At 46.8% G+C, this 17,857-nt stretch carries 13 protein-coding genes; 12 read left to right on the forward strand and 1 reads right to left on the reverse strand.

Annotated features, from left to right (window positions below; genetic code table 11):
- Window positions 1-2: 2 nt before the first annotated feature.
- The 12 genes from ftsE (at window position 3) to ACJMM4_RS05345 (ending at window position 16,731) form a co-directional block, all read left to right on the forward strand.
- Window positions 3-680 carry a cell division ATP-binding protein FtsE gene (gene ftsE / locus ACJMM4_RS05290; RefSeq protein ID WP_405383467.1) on the forward strand — a complete coding sequence of 226 codons (678 nt, stop codon included), beginning with the start codon at window positions 3-5 and terminating at the stop codon, window positions 678-680.
- On the forward strand, window positions 670-1,557 hold the full coding sequence (gene ftsX / locus ACJMM4_RS05295) for a permease-like cell division protein FtsX (protein ID WP_405383444.1): 888 nt from the start codon (window positions 670-672) through the stop codon (window positions 1,555-1,557). The genes ftsE and ftsX overlap by 11 nt, the downstream gene beginning before the upstream one ends.
- Before the next feature lie 14 nt (window positions 1,558-1,571).
- Window positions 1,572-2,717, forward strand: a complete 1,146-nt coding sequence (locus tag ACJMM4_RS05300; protein WP_405383446.1) for a murein hydrolase activator EnvC family protein — start codon at window positions 1,572-1,574, stop codon at window positions 2,715-2,717.
- A gap of 26 nt (window positions 2,718-2,743) precedes the next feature.
- Window positions 2,744-3,904: a S41 family peptidase gene (locus ACJMM4_RS05305; RefSeq protein ID WP_405383448.1), complete on the forward strand. Its 1,161-nt coding sequence runs from the start codon at window positions 2,744-2,746 to the stop codon at window positions 3,902-3,904.
- A gap of 195 nt (window positions 3,905-4,099) precedes the next feature.
- Complete coding sequence (gene gltB / locus ACJMM4_RS05310) at window positions 4,100-8,680, forward strand: glutamate synthase large subunit (protein WP_405383450.1); 4,581 nt, start codon at window positions 4,100-4,102, stop codon at window positions 8,678-8,680.
- Window positions 8,680-10,149 (forward strand): glutamate synthase subunit beta, encoded by a 1,470-nt coding sequence (locus ACJMM4_RS05315; RefSeq protein ID WP_405383452.1) that lies wholly within the window; start codon window positions 8,680-8,682, stop codon window positions 10,147-10,149. The genes gltB and ACJMM4_RS05315 overlap by 1 nt, the downstream gene beginning before the upstream one ends.
- A 141-nt stretch (window positions 10,150-10,290) precedes the next feature.
- Window positions 10,291-10,983 carry an AzlC family ABC transporter permease gene (locus ACJMM4_RS05320; RefSeq protein WP_405380716.1) on the forward strand — a complete coding sequence of 231 codons (693 nt, stop codon included), beginning with the start codon at window positions 10,291-10,293 and terminating at the stop codon, window positions 10,981-10,983.
- Entirely contained in the window at window positions 10,980-11,309 is a 330-nt protein-coding gene (locus ACJMM4_RS05325; protein WP_405380714.1) for a branched-chain amino acid transporter permease, read from the forward strand. Before ACJMM4_RS05320 ends, ACJMM4_RS05325 begins: the two co-directional genes overlap by 4 nt.
- A 188-nt stretch (window positions 11,310-11,497) precedes the next feature.
- Window positions 11,498-12,838 carry an ATP-binding protein gene (locus ACJMM4_RS05330; protein WP_405383454.1) on the forward strand — a complete coding sequence of 447 codons (1,341 nt, stop codon included), beginning with the start codon at window positions 11,498-11,500 and terminating at the stop codon, window positions 12,836-12,838.
- 192 nt (window positions 12,839-13,030) lie between these two features.
- Window positions 13,031-14,305, forward strand: a complete 1,275-nt coding sequence (gene obgE, locus ACJMM4_RS05335; protein ID WP_405383457.1) for a GTPase ObgE — start codon at window positions 13,031-13,033, stop codon at window positions 14,303-14,305.
- A 14-nt stretch (window positions 14,306-14,319) separates the two neighbouring features.
- The gene (gene proB, locus ACJMM4_RS05340) at window positions 14,320-15,462 is read left to right on the forward strand and encodes a glutamate 5-kinase (RefSeq protein WP_405383459.1); all 1,143 of its coding nucleotides are present in this window, start codon (window positions 14,320-14,322) and stop codon (window positions 15,460-15,462) included.
- Between the two features lie 12 nt (window positions 15,463-15,474).
- Window positions 15,475-16,731 (forward strand): glutamate-5-semialdehyde dehydrogenase, encoded by a 1,257-nt coding sequence (locus tag ACJMM4_RS05345; RefSeq protein ID WP_405383461.1) that lies wholly within the window; start codon window positions 15,475-15,477, stop codon window positions 16,729-16,731.
- Window positions 16,732-16,998: 267 nt separating this feature from the next.
- Here the strand turns inward: ACJMM4_RS05345 and ACJMM4_RS05350 are convergent, their stop codons facing one another.
- Window positions 16,999-17,550 carry a gamma carbonic anhydrase family protein gene (locus ACJMM4_RS05350; protein ID WP_405383463.1) on the reverse strand — a complete coding sequence of 184 codons (552 nt, stop codon included), beginning with the start codon at window positions 17,548-17,550 and terminating at the stop codon, window positions 16,999-17,001.
- Between the last annotated feature and the right edge of the window lie 307 nt (window positions 17,551-17,857).

Below are 17,857 nucleotides of genomic sequence, written 5' to 3' on the forward strand. Positions count from 1 at the left end.
TGATGAACAACGTAAGCAAGGTTTACCCCGGTGGTTCCGTAGCTTTACAGGATATTAATGTACATATAGAACCGGGAGAATTTGTCTTTGTTGTAGGACCTAGTGGTGCTGGCAAGTCCACCTTTATCAAAATGCTGTTCCGTGAGGTATTACCCACAACGGGCAGCATTTTTGTCAACGGTGTGGATATTATGTCCCTGACACCTAAGGAGATTCCCTTTATGCGGCGCCAGTTAGGCATTATCTTCCAAGATTACCGTTTGCTGCCTGACCGCACGGTGTTTGAAAATGTGGCTTTCGCTATGCAGGTAATCGAAGCACCTCACCGTAAGATTAAGCGACAAGTTTTAAATGTGTTGGATTTGGTAGGCTTGCGCCACCGCGCCAATGCTTATCCCAATGAGCTGAGTGGTGGCGAACAGCAGCGTATCGCTATTGCTAGAGCTATTGTTAATGATCCCTTGCTGGTTATTGCCGACGAGCCCACGGGCAACTTGGACCCGGAAACCAGTTGGGATATTATGGAGATTTTTAAAGAAATTAACGCTACCGGTACCACCATCGTTATGGCTACCCATGACAAGGATGTAGTTGATGCCATGGGCAAGCGTGTTATCGCCATTGAGCATGGACATATTGTCCGCGATGAAAAAGAAGGAGTTTACGGCTATGAGCTTTAGTACGAAGGAATATTTTGTTAAAGAAACATATAAATCCATCCGTCGTAATGGCTTTATGAGCTTTGCTTCTATTTCTACCGTGGCGGTATCTCTTTTGGTCTTAGGCATGTTCCTGTTGGTGTTTATGAATACCAACAACTTGGCGCAATATTTGGAAAGCCAGGTGCAGGTGTCCGTGTATATGCAGGACAGTGCCAATGCTAACGAGCTGGAGCATGTACAGGCTAAGCTGAAGAAAATGCCCGGTGTAGTCAAGGTAACTGCTATTAATAAAGAACAGGCTTTGGCACGTTTCAAGGAACGCTTGGGCGACCAAGAGCAATTGTTGAACAGCTTGGGCAAGGATAATCCTTTCCCTAATTCCTTCGAAGTGCAAGTGGATAGTGCGGAGCGTATTAAGGCTTTGACTCCGCAGATTTCCCAGTTGCCTAAGGTAGAAACAGCAAAATTTGGGCAGGAAGTTGTGGAGCATTTGTTCCAACTGTCGAGGATTATCCGCTTTGGCGGTATCGTCCTAGTGTTTTTCCTCGCCATGGCGACATTGTTCATTATTAGTAACACCATTCGCTTGACTGTATTTGCCAGACGCAAGGAAGTTATTATCATGAAGTATGTAGGCGCTACGGATTGGTTTATCCGTTGGCCCTTTATTTTGGAAGGCATGACACTGGGCTTCTTTGGCGCAGTTTTGGCGTCCTTGTGCTTGAATAGCATTTATTCCGCTTTGTTGGAGCGCATCCACGCTACTTTGGCGTTTCTGCCTTTGCTGCCTGCCTCCCCTCTGTTAGGCTATGTTACTCTTTTCCTCATGGCTGCAGGTACGGGTATTGGTGCTTTGGGCAGCTACATTTCCTTACGTAAATTTTTGCAGGTATAAGGGGGCTTGGGCTTATGCTGAACAAAAAAATAGCCCGCGGCCTGTTGGCATGCCTAATGGCAGTGCTGCCCTTGTACAGCGCATGGGGCTTTGCCAGTGCTGCTGATGATAAGCGGGCAGAACTGAACAATGTCCAAGCGCAGATGCAGGAAATGCAGGAGCGCAAGGAAGCAGCACGCCAAAAGGCGGAATCAGCCAACGCCGGATTGCAGGAAGTAATGGGCAGTCTGACGGAACTGCAAAGCCAAGCCAATAAGCTGCAGGCGAAAAGCGATACCCTGCAGGGGCGTATAAATGATAACCAAGCCAAATTAGCGCAGAAGAAAGCGGATGTTGCCAAACGTCTGCAAATCTACCGCCAACGTCTGCGTGACATCTATATTCATGGGCAGATCAACTATTTGGATGTACTTTTAGGTGCTAAAGATTTCAGCGATTTTTCTTCCCGTATGTATTTACTGCAGAAAATTATCAGCAAGGACTTAGCGCTGTTGGACCAACTGCGCAAGGACGAGGCGGAAATAAAGACACGCCAAGAACAGTTGGACGCCGAGATGAAGGAAATCAAGGCGGTCCAAACGGAGTTAGAGGCTAAGAAGGCACGTGCCAATAAGTTGAAAGACCAACGCTCCTATATGCTGTACAAGGCCCAAGAAGAAGAAATGCAGAGCCAAAGTGAGTACGAGCGCTTGCTGGCTCTTAGTGAAAATATCGCTGCTATGCTGCGCAATATGGAGGCTAACGGTGGCAACGCTCCCAGTCAATCTGCGCAGGACAGCGGTTGGATGTGGCCCTGCCGCGGTGAAATCACTTCCTACTTCGGTTGGCGTACCCATCCTATTTTTGGTACTACCAAATACCATAGCGGCATGGATATTGCCGTGGATTATGGCACGCCTATTTATGCGGCAAAATCCGGTACGGTTATTTACAGCGGGTGGTTAGGCGGTTATGGTTACGCTGTAATGATTGACCATGGCAGTGGTATCGTAACGCTGTACGGTCATAATCAAGGTTTGAATGTTAATGAGGGACAATATGTAAATAAGGGTACCTGTATTGCCTACGCAGGCAGCACCGGTTATTCTACCGGCCCGCACTGCCATTTCGAAGTGCGTTTGCACGGCGAAGTAACGGAACCCCTTAATTATTTGCCGTAAGGTGGAAGTTTGATGGAGGCGCAATTGTGAATAAAAGAAATATTTGGCAGCTGGCAGCTTGCTGTGTGGGTACTGCCCTAGTAACTGCAGTAGGGATTTTTACTGTAGAAGGCGTGCTGTTGCAGAACTTGACCGGCAGCGCCTCGGAATCCCTGCGCTTTTTGCGGGCCATGCATTTAGTAAAGCAAAATTATAATGGGGACGTGGACAACCACACTCTCTATGATGGTGCTATTAAAGGCATGGTGGAGTCCGTAGGGGACCCTTATACGGTATATTTGAACCGCAAGGATTATAAACAGCTGACGGAAATGACGGATGGTTCCTTTGGCGGCATCGGTATTGTTTTTGGCAAGCGTGGGGATGACTACATCGTTATTTCTGCTTTGCCGGACAACCCCGGTGCGGCGGCAGGCATTAAAAGCGGTGATATTATTACTGCTGTAGATGATAAGGAAACACGCACTATGAATATGGAGCAGGTGGCTACAGCTATTCGTGGCAAGCAGGGAACGGAAGTTACCTTGGAGCTGAAGGATAAGGAAGGCAACCTGCGCAAAGTGCGCGTAGTGCGTCAGGAAATCAAGACTCAGTCTGTAGGGGCGGAGATGCTGCCCAACAGCAAGATTGGCTATATCCGTATTGCTGTGTTTAACGAGAGCACTGCCAGCGATTTTGCTAAGGAGTACAAAAAACTGGAAGCTGCAGGCATGGAGGCAACTATTGTGGACTTGCGCGGGAATCCCGGCGGTTTGCTGGATACAGGCGTGGGCGTCGCCAGAATGTTGGTACCCAAAGGTACTATTGTTTCCGTGGTGCATAAAACAGGGGAGAAGGAAGAGTATAATTCCAACCTGGAACAGGTGAAGTATCCTTTGGCTGTGTTGGTGAACCATGGTACGGCTAGCGCTGCGGAGATTGTGTCCGGCGCTGTTAAAGATACTAAGGCAGGCAAGCTGTTCGGTGTGAAGACTTTTGGCAAGGGCAGTGTGCAAAGTGTTTATCCTTTGGATGGCAGCACGGCGGTAAAAGTTACGGTTGCTAATTACTATACTCCTTCCGGGGTATCCATCCACAATGTGGGCATTGAACCCGATGTGGTGGTGGAACTGCCGGAAACGGCGCGGGAGGATGTGCAGCTTTTGGCAGCGGAGCAGTATCTCAAAGAGCAGCTGCAGAAGAAGTAATAGAATACTTGTAACAATCTTTACAAGAGGTTGGTGTACAAAACAGTACATCAACCTCTTTTTGTATATACAAAAGGCTAAATACGTACATTTTTGAAATATACATGTATACAATTTGCAATTGTAAAGATGTGAGATTATAATTAAAATTACAGTTCTTGGAATTGATAATGTTTTGTTGAGAGGGGAATGGCTATGAATACTTCGTTGCCTGCTAAACAAGGTTTATATGATCCTTGGTTTGAGCACGATGCCTGCGGCGTAGGCGTTGTTGCTAATATCAAGGGTAAAAAGTCCAATAAGATACTCAAGCAAGCTCTAGTGGTGCTGCATAATATGGATCACCGCGGCGGCCAAGGCGCTGACATGAACTCCGGTGACGGTGCCGGCGTACTGCTGCAGATTCCGCACAACTTCTTTGTGAAAGAGTGCGCAAAACTTGATATAGAACTGCCTGAAGCAGGCAAATACGCGGTAGGCTTTATCTTCCTGCCTCCCGATGTAGTGGAGCGGGAAAACGTAGAGCGCCACTTTGAGCGTATTGTAGAAGCCAATGGCCAAAGCGTTATCGGTTGGCGTACTGTGCCTGTGCATCCGGAAGTATTGGGCGAAAAAGCCCGCCAAAGTATGCCCTATATGGCGCAGGTATTCATCAAACCTTCCGCCAATATTCTTGACCGACTTGATATAGATGATAATGCTTTCGAGCGTAAATTATACAGCATCCGTCGTCAAGCGGAAAACTACATCCGTTATGGCAAGCTGCGTGGCGGCAAGTATTTCTACGTTTCCAGTTTATCCAGCCGTACCATCGTCTACAAAGGTATGCTGACTACGGAGCAACTGCGCACTTTCTACGTAGATATGGAGGACAGCTCCGTGGAAACTGCGTTGGCACTGGTGCATTCCCGCTTCAGTACTAACACTTTCCCTAGCTGGGAACGCGCTCATCCCTATCGTTATTTAATGCATAATGGCGAAATCAACACCTTGCGCGGCAACATCAACTGGATGCGCTCCCGCCAGACCATGTGCGGCAACAGCTTGTGGGGCAACGATATCAGTAAGATTATGCCCATTATCGACGAAACAGGCTCTGATTCCGGTATGTTCGACAACTGCCTAGAGTTTCTCGTTATGTCCGGACGCAGTCTGCCGCACGCAGTAATGATGATGATTCCCGAGCCTTGGGGCAAGAATCCCCATCTGGATCCTGATTTAAAGGCATTCTTTGAATACCACAACTCTTTGATTGAAGCTTGGGACGGACCTGCTGCTATGGCCTTTACTGACGGCCGTACTATTTGCGCAGCTTTGGACCGCAATGGTCTGCGTCCTTCCCGCTACTATATTACGGAAGATGACACCATCGTACTGGCATCCGAAGTAGGCGTAGTGGATATTGACCCCGCTACTATTGTCAAAAAAGACCGTCTCCGTCCCGGACGTATGTTGGTAATCGATACGGAACAAGGCCGTATTATTGACAACGACGAAATAAAACACCAAATTGCTACGGAACATCCTTATCGTCAATGGTTGGACGAATATTCCATTAAGTTGAAGAATATTCCTTTGCAAAGCGAACTGCCCATGCCCGATGCGCAAACTTTGCTGCAGCGTCAACGTGCTTTTGGCTACACTTTGGAAGATCTGACCAAGTTCCTGCGTCCCATGGCGACAAAGGGCATTGACCCCTTGGGTGCAATGGGCAATGATGCGCCTTTGGCAGTGCTCAGCGAAAAGCCTCAGCTTTTATATAATTACTTTAAGCAGCTCTTTGCCCAAGTTACTAATCCGCCCATTGATGCGATTCGCGAAGAAGTCTTTACGGATACTACCAGCGGCATTGGTCCTGAACTGAATCTGATTGATCCGCAACCGGAAAGCTGTCACCAAATCAGCGCAGAATCTCCTGTATTAAGTAATGTGGAATTGGCTAAGTTGCGCCATATTCCTAATTTTGAAGCTGCTACCATTCCCATGCTGTACAATGTAGCAGAAGGTGGCGCAGGTCTAAAGGAAGCTTTGGACGAAATCTTCGCTCAAGCAGATAAATACATCGAGGAAGGCAAATGCATTCTCATTCTCTCCGACCGTGGTATTACCAAAGACAAGGCTGCTATTCCTGCTTTATTAGCAGGTGCAGGCTTGCACCACCATTTGATTAAGAATGGTACACGTCTTCGTGCTTCCATCATTATCGAATCTGCAGAACCTAGGGAAGTACACCACATGGCACTGCTTATCGGTTATGGTGTCAGCGGCGTCAATCCTTATTTGGCTTTTGAAAGCTTGGAGAATATGTGCAGCAACGGTATGTTGGACATTAGCTTTGAGAAAGCAACGGAAAACTACATTAGCGCCTGCACCCACGGTATTGCCAAGATTCTTTCTAAGATGGGTATTTCCACCGTTCAATCCTATCGCGGTGCCCAAATTTTTGAAGCGATAGGCATTAGTAGCGCTGTTATTGATGAATATTTCACCGGCACACCTTCCCGCTTGGAAGGTATTGGTTTGGAAGAAATCGCTAAAGAAGTTTCCCTGCGCCATGAACCTGCCTTTAGGGAAGGGGAAATTGACGAATTTAGTTACGAATCCGGCTCCCATTACCAATATCGCAATAATGGCGAAAAGCATATGTTCAATCCGGAAACCATCGTCAAGCTGCAACAGGCTTGCCGTACCGGTGATTACAAACTGTTCAAGGAGTTTTCCGAGCAGTTGGGCAGCAGCGAATTCGCAAACCAGAATTTGCGCAGTATGCTGACCTTTACGCCGCAACGTCTGCCCATTGATATTGATGAAGTAGAAAGCGTGGACAGCATCTGTCATCGCTTTAAGACAGGTGCCATGAGCTATGGTTCCTTGAGCCAAGAAGCTCATGAGTGTCTTGCTATTGCCATGAACCGTATTGGCGGCAAGTCCAATACCGGCGAAGGCGGCGAGCATCCCAGCCGTTTTAAACCTCTACCCAATGGCGACAGCAAACGTAGCGCTATTAAGCAAGTTGCCTCCGGTCGTTTTGGCGTTACCAGCAACTACCTTGTTAATGCGGATGAAATTCAAATCAAGATTGCCCAAGGCGCTAAACCCGGTGAAGGCGGCCAACTGCCCGGTGGCAAAGTATATCCTTGGATTGCGGAATGTCGCGGTACTACCGCAGGTATCGGCTTGATTTCTCCTCCGCCCCATCATGATATTTATTCCATCGAAGATTTGGCAGAACTGATTCACGATTTGAAAAATGCCAATCCCCGTGCCCGCATCAGTGTGAAACTAGTATCCGAAGTGGGCGTAGGCACCATTGCTGCAGGCGTAGTTAAAGCTTGCGCTGATGTTGTGCTGATCAGCGGTTATGATGGTGGCACAGGCGCATCTCCCCGCACCAGTATTAACCATGCAGGTCTGCCCTGGGAGCTGGGCTTGATGGAAACCCATCAGACTTTGCTGCTCAACAATCTCCGTGACCGTGTAACCTTGGAAACTGATGGCAAGCTGATGACCGGTCGCGACGTTATTATTGCCGCTCTCCTTGGTGCGGAAGAATTTGGTTTTGCTACTGCTCCCTTGGTTGCTATTGGTTGCATTATGATGCGCGTATGCAATTTGAACACCTGTCCTATGGGCGTTGCTACCCAAGACCCTGCTTTGCGCAAAAACTTCCATGGCAAACCGGAATATGTAGTTAACTTTATGCACTTTATTGCTCAAGAGGTGCGTGAATATATGGCTATGTTGGGCTTCCGTACCATTGACGAAATGGTTGGACGTACAGAAGTATTGATTCCCAAACCGGAAAAAGGACGTAATTGGAAGAACAAGAATTTGGATCTTTCCCCCTTGCTGTACAAGCCTGAGGTTGAGCCAGGTGCCAGCCAGGTCTGCACCCGTAAGCAAAACCATCAGCTGGAAAAATCCTTGGATATGCGGGAGCTGCTGGATATCTGCCACAGCAATTTAGACAGCAAGAAACCTGTACGCATTACTCTGCCTATTAAGAACACGGACCGCGTAGTTGGTACTATTTTAGGCAGCGAGATTACTCGTCGCTACGGTGCGGAAGGCTTGCCTGCAGACACTATCAGCCTGCACTTCAAGGGCAGTGCCGGTCAAAGCTTTGGTGCTTTCCTGCCTAAAGGCGTAACCCTGGAGCTGGAAGGCGACGCCAATGACCATGTGGGCAAGGGCCTTAGCGGTGGCAAAATAATTATCTATCCCGATAGAGATGCACGTTTCAACCCCCATGAAAACGTTATCGTCGGCAACGTAGCCTTCTATGGCGCAACCAGTGGCGAAGCCTATATCAGCGGTATTGCCGGTGAACGTTTCTGCATCCGTAACAGCGGTGTCAACGCCGTTATTGAAGGCGTAGGTGACCATGGCTGCGAATACATGACCGGTGGCACGGTAGTTATCTTGGGCAAAACCGGGCGTAACTTTGCCGCAGGCATGAGCGGTGGTGTAGCTTATGTTCTGGACATGGACGGTGACTTTGCTTCCTATTGCAATAAAGATATCGTACTTTTGGAACCTTTGGAGGCTATTGGCGATAGCTTGACTTTGAAGAAGATGATCTTCAACCATGCGGAATATACAGGCAGCAAGATTGCGGAAGATGTTCTGGCACATTGGGATGAGTACAAAACTAAATTCGTCAAGGTTATTCCTAAGGACTACAAGGTAGTAACCGAAAAGCTTAATGAATACCTGCAACAAGGTATGGATATGGAAACAGCGACCTTGAAAGTATTTGAGGAGGTGAAGGCATAATGGGTAAGCCCACAGGATTTATGGACTACGAGCGTCAGGAGCTTGCTTTGCGTGCCCCCGCAGAACGTATGCAGGATTGGGAAGAAATCAAAACCAGTAGTCTGCCGGATAGAGAGGCACTGCGCTGTCAGGCAGCCCGTTGCATGGACTGCGGTGTGCCTTTCTGCCATAGCGGTATTATGCTCAACCGTATGGTCAGTGGCTGTCCCCTGCATAATCTGATGCCTGAATTTAACGATCTCGTTTATCGCGGCATGGACGATTACGCTTATGCACGTCTACATAAGACAAATAATTTCCCAGAGTTCACCTCCCATGTGTGTCCTGCTCCCTGCGAAGGCGCATGTAACGCAGGCTTGGTGAATAACCCTGTAGCTATTAAAAATATCGAACAATATATTATTGAGAATGCTTTTGCCAAGGGTTTGGTAAAGCCTGAAGCTCCTGTAAGCCGTAGTGGTAAGCGTGTGGCAATTGTGGGCAGCGGACCTGCAGGCTTGGCTTGCGCTGACCAGCTGAACAAGGCAGGACATTCAGTAACTGTTTTTGAACGTGCGGACCGTCCCGGTGGTCTTTTGATGTATGGCGTACCCAACATGAAGCTGGACAAAAAGCTAGTGGAGCGCCGTATCAAATTACTTGAGGATGCAGGCGTAACCTTCGTACTCAATGCGGAGGTAGGCGTGAAGGTTGCTTCCAGCACTTTGCTAGAAGAGTACGATGCAGTGGTGCTGTGTACGGGCGCTACTGTTCCTCGTGATCTGCCTGTCAAGGGACGCGATTTAGAGGGCATTTATTTCGCTAAGGAATATCTCCATAGCGTTACTAAGAGCCTTTTGGACAGCAATTTTGCCGATGGCTTGGCAGTGGATGCTAAGGATAAAGATGTAGTTATTATCGGTGGTGGCGACACAGGTAATGACTGCATGGCAACTGTTATCCGCCAAGGCTGCCGCAGTGTGCGCCAGTTGGAAATCAATCCCTGCCTGCCGCATAGCAGAACGGAAGAAAATCCTTGGCCCCAGTTCCCACGTGTGTTCAAGACGGACTACGGCCAAGAGGAAGCAATCTGCAAGTTTAAAGAGGATGCGCGCGAGTTCTGCATTACCAGTAAGGAATTTATTGGCGAGGATGGACACGTAACTGGTCTGCGGGTGTGCCAAAACGAGTGGAAGGTTGTGGACGGGCGCCGTGGTCCTGTGGATATTCCCGGTACGGAGCGTGTTATTCCTGCGCAACTGATTCTTTTGGCAATGGGCTTTGCAGGTAGCGAACAGCATTTAGTGGATGAGTTCCGCGTAGCTAAGAATGCTACCAACAGCATTGCTGCTAATGACAAAGACTATATGACCAGTGTTCCCGGCGTGTTTGCTGCAGGCGATGCCCGCAGAGGGCAGAGCTTGGTAGTGTGGGCCATTGCCGAAGGCAGGGGCGCTGCTGCTGCAGTTGATAAATACTTAAAAGAATAATAGAGTTCAAAAAAGGGCGTACTTCCGCAAGGAGGCACGCTCTTTTTGTGTGGGGCTGTTCATTTGGTGGTACTAGTTAAGTGCTTGTGGTATAATAAAAATATTCTACTAAAGTATAGATTGCAGAAAGGTGTTTCCTACATGAATAAATATACTGCTGCCTTTAGGGCTGCATTCCCCATAACCTTGCCTATTTGCGCTGCTTTTCTTTTCTTAGGATTTTCTTATGGCTTTTTTATCTGCAGCAAGGGATTTTCTCCTTGGTATCCATTTTTCACCAGTGCCTTGGTCTTTGCCGGCTCCATGGAATTTGTACTGGTAACTATGCTGTGCAGCAGTTTTAATCCTTTGCACTGCTTTTTGATGGCCTTGATGATTAATTCGCGCCATCTTTTCTACGGCCTTTCCATGTTGGAGAAATTCAAGAATACTGGGCTGAAAAAATTCTACCTTATTTTTGGTATGTGTGATGAATCCTTTGCCATTAACTGTAGTACCGAAGTACCTGAAGGCGTTGATAAGGGATGGTTTATGACTTTTGTAACCATTCTGAACCAAGTATATTGGGTGACTGGTGCTACCTTGGGCGGTATTTTGGGTAGTTCCTTGCAGGTTGATACCAAGGGCCTGGATTTTGCTTTGGTGGCTCTTTTTGTGAGCATTTTTGTTAGCCAATGGCAAAACAGCGATAACCACGGGCCTGCTATTGTAGGAATTGTGATTCCTTTGGTGTGCCTTCTACTGCTTGGACCACAAAGCTTTATTCCGCCCTCCATGGTGCTTATCATAGGTGTTTTTGTGTTAGCTTACTATAAAGGAGGCATCAAAGCATGAGCTTTACGGAGCAAATTATAACTATTGCTGCTGTGGTGTTGGGCACGATGATGACGCGTTTCCTTCCTTTTCTTGTGTTCCCGGCGAATAAAAAGACACCGCCTTTGATTGCGTTTTTAGGAAAAGTATTGCCGGCTGCTGTCATGGGAATGGTAGTGGTATATTCTTTAAAGGACACACCGGTAGCAGGCAGCAGTCATGGATTGCCGGAGCTTATGGCTGTGACCTGTACGATTCTTTTGCAAGTATACACTCGCAATATGCTGCTGACTATTGCTTCCGGAACTATCCTTTACATGTATTTGGTGCAAAAAATCTTTGTGTGAAGGGGTTCCTTTTTGAACCCTACAGTAAAGTTACGCTGTTCAATCTATAGGTATACTTTTTCTAGGTGCTATGTTATAATGTAAATAGTTGTATGGTGTGTCCGTACCCGGTTGTGTGAATCGGTAGCGTCTGCTGAGCTTTCGGCAGGCGTTTTTTTATTTGTTGCATGTGATGCGGAGGTGGGAATATGCACGAAAGTCATAATATTGAGTGGAAACAAAAATGGAAAGACGAGTATTTAGAATGGATTTGTTGTTTTGCTAATGCGCAGGGAGGCAAATTGTATATTGGCTTTGATGATGATGGGAATGTTGTAGGAGTACAGAATGCACATAAATTGTTAGAGGATCTTCCTAACAAAATTCGTGATGCTATGGGCATTGTTGTAGGCATAAATCTAATAAAAGATCATGGTAAGGAATATATTGAGATTGATGTTCCTCAGTATCCTATAGGGATTTCTTGTAAAGGTGTATATTATTATCGTAGCGGGAGTACAAAACAAGTTTTAAGTGGACCTGCTTTGGAGACTTTCTTGCTACAAAAGCGTGGCGTTACTTGGGACAATTTGCCATTACCAGCTTTTACTATTGATGATATTGACGAAAATACTTTAAGGCGTTTTAAGGAATTAGCTTTGAAAAAAGGTCGGATTGAGCCCGAATTGCTTGATGAATCAAATAAAGTATTAATGGAGAAATTGCATTTGTTGAATAATGGCTATTTGACTAATGCCGCTATGTTGTTATTTGCTAAGGATCCAGAAAGATGGCAATTAGGGGCGTATACTAAAATAGGCTTTTTCGAAACAAATGCAGATTTGCTCTATCAAGATGAAGTGAGAGGGTCATTGATAGAGCAAGTGGATAAAATAATAAAATTATTGAATTACAAGTACATGAAAGCTTTGATTTCATACGATGGGATGCATCGAGTTGAAAGATATTTTGTGCCAGAAGCCGCACTGCGTGAAGCAATTTTGAATGCCTTATGTCATAAACGTTACGAATCAGGTATACCGGTTCAGATTAGCGTATATGAAGACAAGATATACATTGTTAATGTAGGAGAGCTACCTGCGGAATGGACGATGGAAAACTTATTGAAGAAGCACGCATCCAGACCATATAATCCTAATGTAGCCCATGGAATGTATTTAGCGGGATTTATTGAAAGTTGGGGGCGTGGTGTTGAGAAGATTATTGAAGCTTGCGACGCTTTTAATACTCCGTATCCACAATATAAAATCGGTGGTGGAGATGTGATGGTTAAATTTGCTGCAAGATCTGATTGGCCATTTAGGGTGAATGTTCAGGTGAATGTTCGGGTGAACGATAATGTGAATGATGGTGAACGTGCTGTTTTGAACAAACTCATTGAAGATCCAGGGTATACTGTTAGCGTATTATCTGAACAATTAAAACTTAGCAGAAAGACGATTGCTGCGAAGTTAAAAGCGTTAAAAGAAAAAAATTTAATAGAACGTATCGGAACAGCTAGAAAAGGTTATTGGAAAGTTAAAAAATAATAAATAGGCAAAGTAAAAAATAGTGTGATTTACCTATCCTATGTTATGGGTTTAAAGTCTACCATCTAGCATTTCCTCGGAGTAGCCTCTTGCATACTTGACACATTTCACGCTATAATATAAGTATCTATAGGTAGCTGTAGATGTGTTTTTGTGTTTATTTTTTAGTGTAGCATAGAGGAGATTGTTAGTATGTTTATTGACAGAGCGAGAATTTACGTGGAGGCTGGCGACGGCGGCGACGGCATGAGCAGCTTCCGCAGAGAAAAATTTGTAGAAAAAGGTGGTCCTAACGGTGGTAATGGCGGTCGTGGCGGCGACGTAGTCCTTGTTGCCGATAAAAACCTTAACACCTTGATTGACTTCCGTTATAAACGTAAATATGTGGCTAAGCGCGGTGGCCAAGGCGGTACTAAAAACTGCACCGGTGTGCGCGCTGACACTGTCTATGTAAAAGTTCCCATGGGCACCTTGGTACGCGACGATGCTACCGGCGCTGTGATGGCGGACTTAGTAGAGGATGGTCAACAATATATGGCTGCTAAAGGCGGTCGTGGTGGCAAGGGCAATGCTTGCTACGTTACCAGCACCAACCGTGCTCCGACCTTTGCCGAAAAAGGCGAACCCGGCGAAAACCGTTGGCTGAAATTGGAACTGAAACTGTTGGCTGATGTAGGTTTGGTAGGCTACCCCAGCGTAGGCAAATCTTCTATTATTGCCCAAGTCAGTGCAGCCCGTCCGGAAATCGCTGCTTACCATTTCACCACATTGAGCCCCGTTTTGGGTGTAGTACGTCTTGACGAAGAACGCAGCTTTGTTTTGGCGGATATCCCCGGTTTGATTGAAGGCGCTCACGAGGGCGTTGGTTTAGGTCATGATTTCCTGCGCCATGTAGAACGCACCAAAGTGCTACTGCACATTGTGGACGTTGCCGGTGTAGATGGTCGCGATCCAATTGAAGACTTTGATAAAATTAACAATGAGTTGGCAGAATACAGCGAGCGTTTGGCACGTCGTAAACAATTGGTAGTTGCCAATAAGATGGATTTGCCCGATGCGCAAGAAAACTTTGAACGTCTGAAAGAATACGTAGAAGCTAAAGGCTACGAAATCTGCAAGGCCAGCGCTGCTACCGGCGAAGGCCTGCGTGAGCTGATGTTCAAAGCTTACGATTTGCTGCAGCAATACGTGCCTGAAGAGGACGAAGAAAACCTGTCCCGCTTTGATGAAATCGATCCGGATAGCTACGAAATCGTGGCGGGTAATGATACTGATTGGGAAGTTCGCGGCAAGAACATTGAACGTCTTGTAGCGATGACCAATTTTGATAATGATGAAGCGTTGTACCGCTTCCAACTGATTTGGAAACGCTTGGGTATCGACGAAGCGTTGAAGGAACGCGGTGTACAGGAAGGTGAAACTGTACGTATCCGCGATATGGTATTTGATTATAAAGATAACAATTAAAAGCAGGTGAAAATATGCATGAGGGGAAAGCATATCGTGAGGCGTTAAAAAACGCTAAACGCATTGTAGTAAAAGTTGGCACCAGCACCATAACTTACGCCAACGGCAAGCGCAACTTCAGCCAAATCGACCGTTTGGCGCGGGAACTTAGCGACCTGCAGAACCAAGGCAAGGAGATGATCCTTGTTTCCAGTGGTGCAGTCGCTGTGGGCGTGGATCGTCTGGGGCTGCCTGCCAAGCCTGCCACCATTCCGGGGAAGCAGGCGGCAGCGGCAGTTGGCCAAGGGGTGTTGATGCACACTTATGAAAAATTCTTTGCTGATTACGGGCAGATTGTGGCGCAAGTCCTGATTACTAGGACTGAGGCCATTGATCGCCACCGTTATACCAACTCCCGTAATACTTTTATGGAGTTGATCAAGCAGGGCGTTATTCCTATTGTTAATGAAAATGACGTTGTTGCCTTAGATGAATTAAAGATTGGCGACAACGATAATATGTCCGCCCTTGTGGCAGGTATCGTAGATGCAGATTTGGTCATCATTCTTTCCGATATTGATGGCTTGTACACTGCTAATCCTGCTACCAATCCTGATGCTAAGCTGGTGACCTTGGTGCCGGAGATTACTCCGGAAATCGAAGCCAGTGCCGGGGGCGTAGGTTCTTCCCGCGGTACCGGTGGCATGGCGACCAAGATCCAAGCAGCCAAGGCCGCTACTTCCAGCGGCATTCAGCTGGTAATCGCCAGTGGCACGGAAAAGAACGCTATTCCCCGCATTCTGCAGGGGGAAGAAATTGGTACGCTGTTCGTCAGTCGTGAAAACCGTTTGCAGTTTCGCAAGCGTTGGCTGGCGTTTGGCGCGCAAATCCAAGGTAGTATTGTGGTAGATGATGGTTGTGCCAAAGCCATCCGCAAAGCAGGCGGCTGCAGTATTCTGCCTGCCGGGATTTACGAAGTGGTGGGCAGTTTCCAAACAGGCAGTACGGTCAGCGTTATTGATAAGGAAGGTCATGAGCTGGCGCGTGGTCTGGTGCACTACACGGCGGAAGAACTTGATAAGATTAAGGGCTGCAAGTCCACTGATATTGCTACTATTTTAGGTCATAAGAATTATGATGAAGTCATCCATCGTGATGACCTTGTCATTTTGCAATAAAGAGGTCGGATCATGGATACTTATGAATTAGTAAGAACAAAAGCTGCTGCTGCCAAAAAAGCTGCAGCGAAGTTGGCTGTAACCAATACGGCGGTAAAGAATAAAGCGCTTTTGGCTATGGCTGATGCCCTTGTGGCACGTCAAAACGAAATTTTAGCGGCTAACGCCATGGATATGGGCATGGCTGCTGCCAAAGGTATGAAAAGCTCCATGCTGGACCGTCTGCAGCTAACGGAAGCACGTATTGCAGGCATGGCGGACGGTTTGCGCCAAGTAGCGGCGCTGCCCGATCCCGTAGGCAACGTGCTGGATGGCAAAACATTGCCCAATGGTTTATCCATTACTAAAATCCGTGTGCCTTTGGGTGTTATCGGCATTATTTATGAAGCACGCCCCAATGTTACGGCGGATGCGGCAGGCTTATGCTTGAAGTCCGGTAATGCGGTCATCCTCAAAGGTGGCAGCGAAGCGATGGAGTCCAATAAGATTGTGGCTGCCATTTTGGCTGAGGCTGCGGAAGCAGTAGGGATTCCTGCAGGCTTTTTGCAATTTGTAGATACCAGCGACCGTCAAGCTGTAACGGATCTGATTCATATGAACGGTTTGGTAGATGTGGTTATTCCTCGCGGCGGTGCAGGTTTGATCAAGATGGTAGTGATGAATGCTACTGTTCCTGTTATTGAAACAGGTGCCGGTGTCTGCCATACTTACGTTGATGCTGACGCCGATGTAGAGATGGCGGTAAACATTGCCTACAATGCTAAAGTGCAGCGTCCTTCCGTATGTAATGCTATGGAAACGTTGTTGGTGCATAAGGATATTGCGGACCGTTTCCTGCCTGCTATGTTGGCAAAATATGCGGAAGCAGGGGTGGAAATCCGCGGCGATAAGGCTGTCCAAGGTTTTGGCGAAGATGTTGTACCTGCTACGGAGGAAGACTGGGCTACGGAATACGGTGATTTGCGCCTATCCGTCAAGGTTGTAGTTTCCATGGAAGAAGCTATGGAGCATATTGCCCGTTTTGGTACAGGCCACAGCGAATGTATTGTGACCAATGATTATAATAAGGCACGCGTTTTCCAACAGACTGTGGACTGCGCTGCTGTTTATGTTAATGCGTCCACCCGCTTTACGGATGGCAATGAGTTTGGCTTTGGTGCCGAAATTGGTATCAGCACACAAAAACTTCATGCCCGTGGACCGATGGCGCTGCCTGAGCTGACGAGCACCAAATACTTGGTATGTGGTAATGGCCAGGTACGCGGTTAAAACTATAACTATATAGAAACGTAAAAAGAGGCTGTGACATATACTGTCATGTTGTCATATCCCCGTCTCACTAGCGATTTTTAACGCTCATTGCGTGTAGAATCACAACGAAGATTCGCGACCAATCTTGTTCGTAAAACAAGTCACGATTCGGCTCGCTTCACTTCTGTGATTCTAAACACTTATGAGCTAAAATCGCAAATGATTCGACTGGAGATATGATAACTATGACCGGTGTCACAGCCTCTTTGTGTATTTTACTATAGCTTATACGATTTTTTCACCATGGTAGACTTCGCCACCGCCATCGGGAAGAAGACCATAGCGTTCGGTCCACAGGGTTTTGTATTTAATAGCTTGGGCGTGGATTGAAGCAACGCCTTTTTCGTCTAAAGTCTTGATAACTTTAGCAGGAATGCCTGCAACTAAGGAGTTGGGCGGGACAATGGTGCCTTTGGTAACAACTGCACCTGCAGCTACAATGGAGCCGCGACCGATAACAGCACCATCAAGAACGGTGGAATGCATACCGATGAGGCAGTGGTCTTCTACAGTGCAGGCGTGGAGCAGAGCACAGTGACCAACAGTTACATAGTCGCCTACGATGCAGGCATAGTTATCGGCAACGTGGAGCACGCTATTGTCCTGGATGTTGCTGTATTTGCCAACTTCGATACGGTTTACGTCGCCACGAATGGTAACGCCGGGCCATACGCTGGCATATTCTTTGATTTCAACTTTACCGATTAAGGTTGCAGTGTTGAAAGCATAGGCTTTTTCGTCAATTTTGGGGGCTTGTCCCTCGAATTTGAAAATCATTATAAATCACCACTTTCTTTATTACTGGAGTCGTTTATATCTACGCCTTAATTATATATTTAAGCCAATTAAACTGCAATAGCTTTCACGGTTTTCTCATGGCTTGTCACAGTAAATTTGCAGAATAGCGCTCTACTGCTTGCATAGAAGGAGCCATAGTTATATAATTTACTAAAACTTCCCACACCTAAAAATAGGTTAGAACCTTGAAAACTCAATATTTCAGCCAATAAAAAAGGCATAAACCGTATCCCTTTGGTATAATTAAAGCGCTAACAAAATCAAAGCAAAGGGGATTTATGCCATG

This window comes from Phascolarctobacterium sp. (assembly GCF_045124115.1).
Classification (GTDB): domain Bacteria; phylum Bacillota; class Negativicutes; order Acidaminococcales; family Acidaminococcaceae; genus Phascolarctobacterium_A.

Excerpts from the sequence above, each read along its gene's own strand:
- ftsX (WP_405383444.1), top strand. The coding sequence starts at position 670 with ATGAGCTTTAGTACGAAGGAATATTTTGTTAAAGAAACATATAAATCC.
- ACJMM4_RS05345 (WP_405383461.1), top strand. The coding sequence starts at position 15,475 with ATGGATACTTATGAATTAGTAAGAACAAAAGCTGCTGCTGCCAAAAAA.
- proB (WP_405383459.1), top strand. The coding sequence starts at position 14,320 with ATGCATGAGGGGAAAGCATATCGTGAGGCGTTAAAAAACGCTAAACGC.
- ACJMM4_RS05350 (WP_405383463.1), bottom strand. The coding sequence starts at position 17,550 with ATGATTTTCAAATTCGAGGGACAAGCCCCCAAAATTGACGAAAAAGCC.
- ACJMM4_RS05320 (WP_405380716.1), top strand. The coding sequence starts at position 10,291 with ATGAATAAATATACTGCTGCCTTTAGGGCTGCATTCCCCATAACCTTG.
- gltB (WP_405383450.1), top strand. The coding sequence starts at position 4,100 with ATGAATACTTCGTTGCCTGCTAAACAAGGTTTATATGATCCTTGGTTT.
- obgE (WP_405383457.1), top strand. The coding sequence starts at position 13,031 with ATGTTTATTGACAGAGCGAGAATTTACGTGGAGGCTGGCGACGGCGGC.
- ACJMM4_RS05300 (WP_405383446.1), top strand. The coding sequence starts at position 1,572 with ATGCTGAACAAAAAAATAGCCCGCGGCCTGTTGGCATGCCTAATGGCA.
- ACJMM4_RS05325 (WP_405380714.1), top strand. The coding sequence starts at position 10,980 with ATGAGCTTTACGGAGCAAATTATAACTATTGCTGCTGTGGTGTTGGGC.
- ftsE (WP_405383467.1), top strand. The coding sequence starts at position 3 with ATGAACAACGTAAGCAAGGTTTACCCCGGTGGTTCCGTAGCTTTACAG.
- ACJMM4_RS05315 (WP_405383452.1), top strand. The coding sequence starts at position 8,680 with ATGGGTAAGCCCACAGGATTTATGGACTACGAGCGTCAGGAGCTTGCT.
- ACJMM4_RS05330 (WP_405383454.1), top strand. The coding sequence starts at position 11,498 with ATGCACGAAAGTCATAATATTGAGTGGAAACAAAAATGGAAAGACGAG.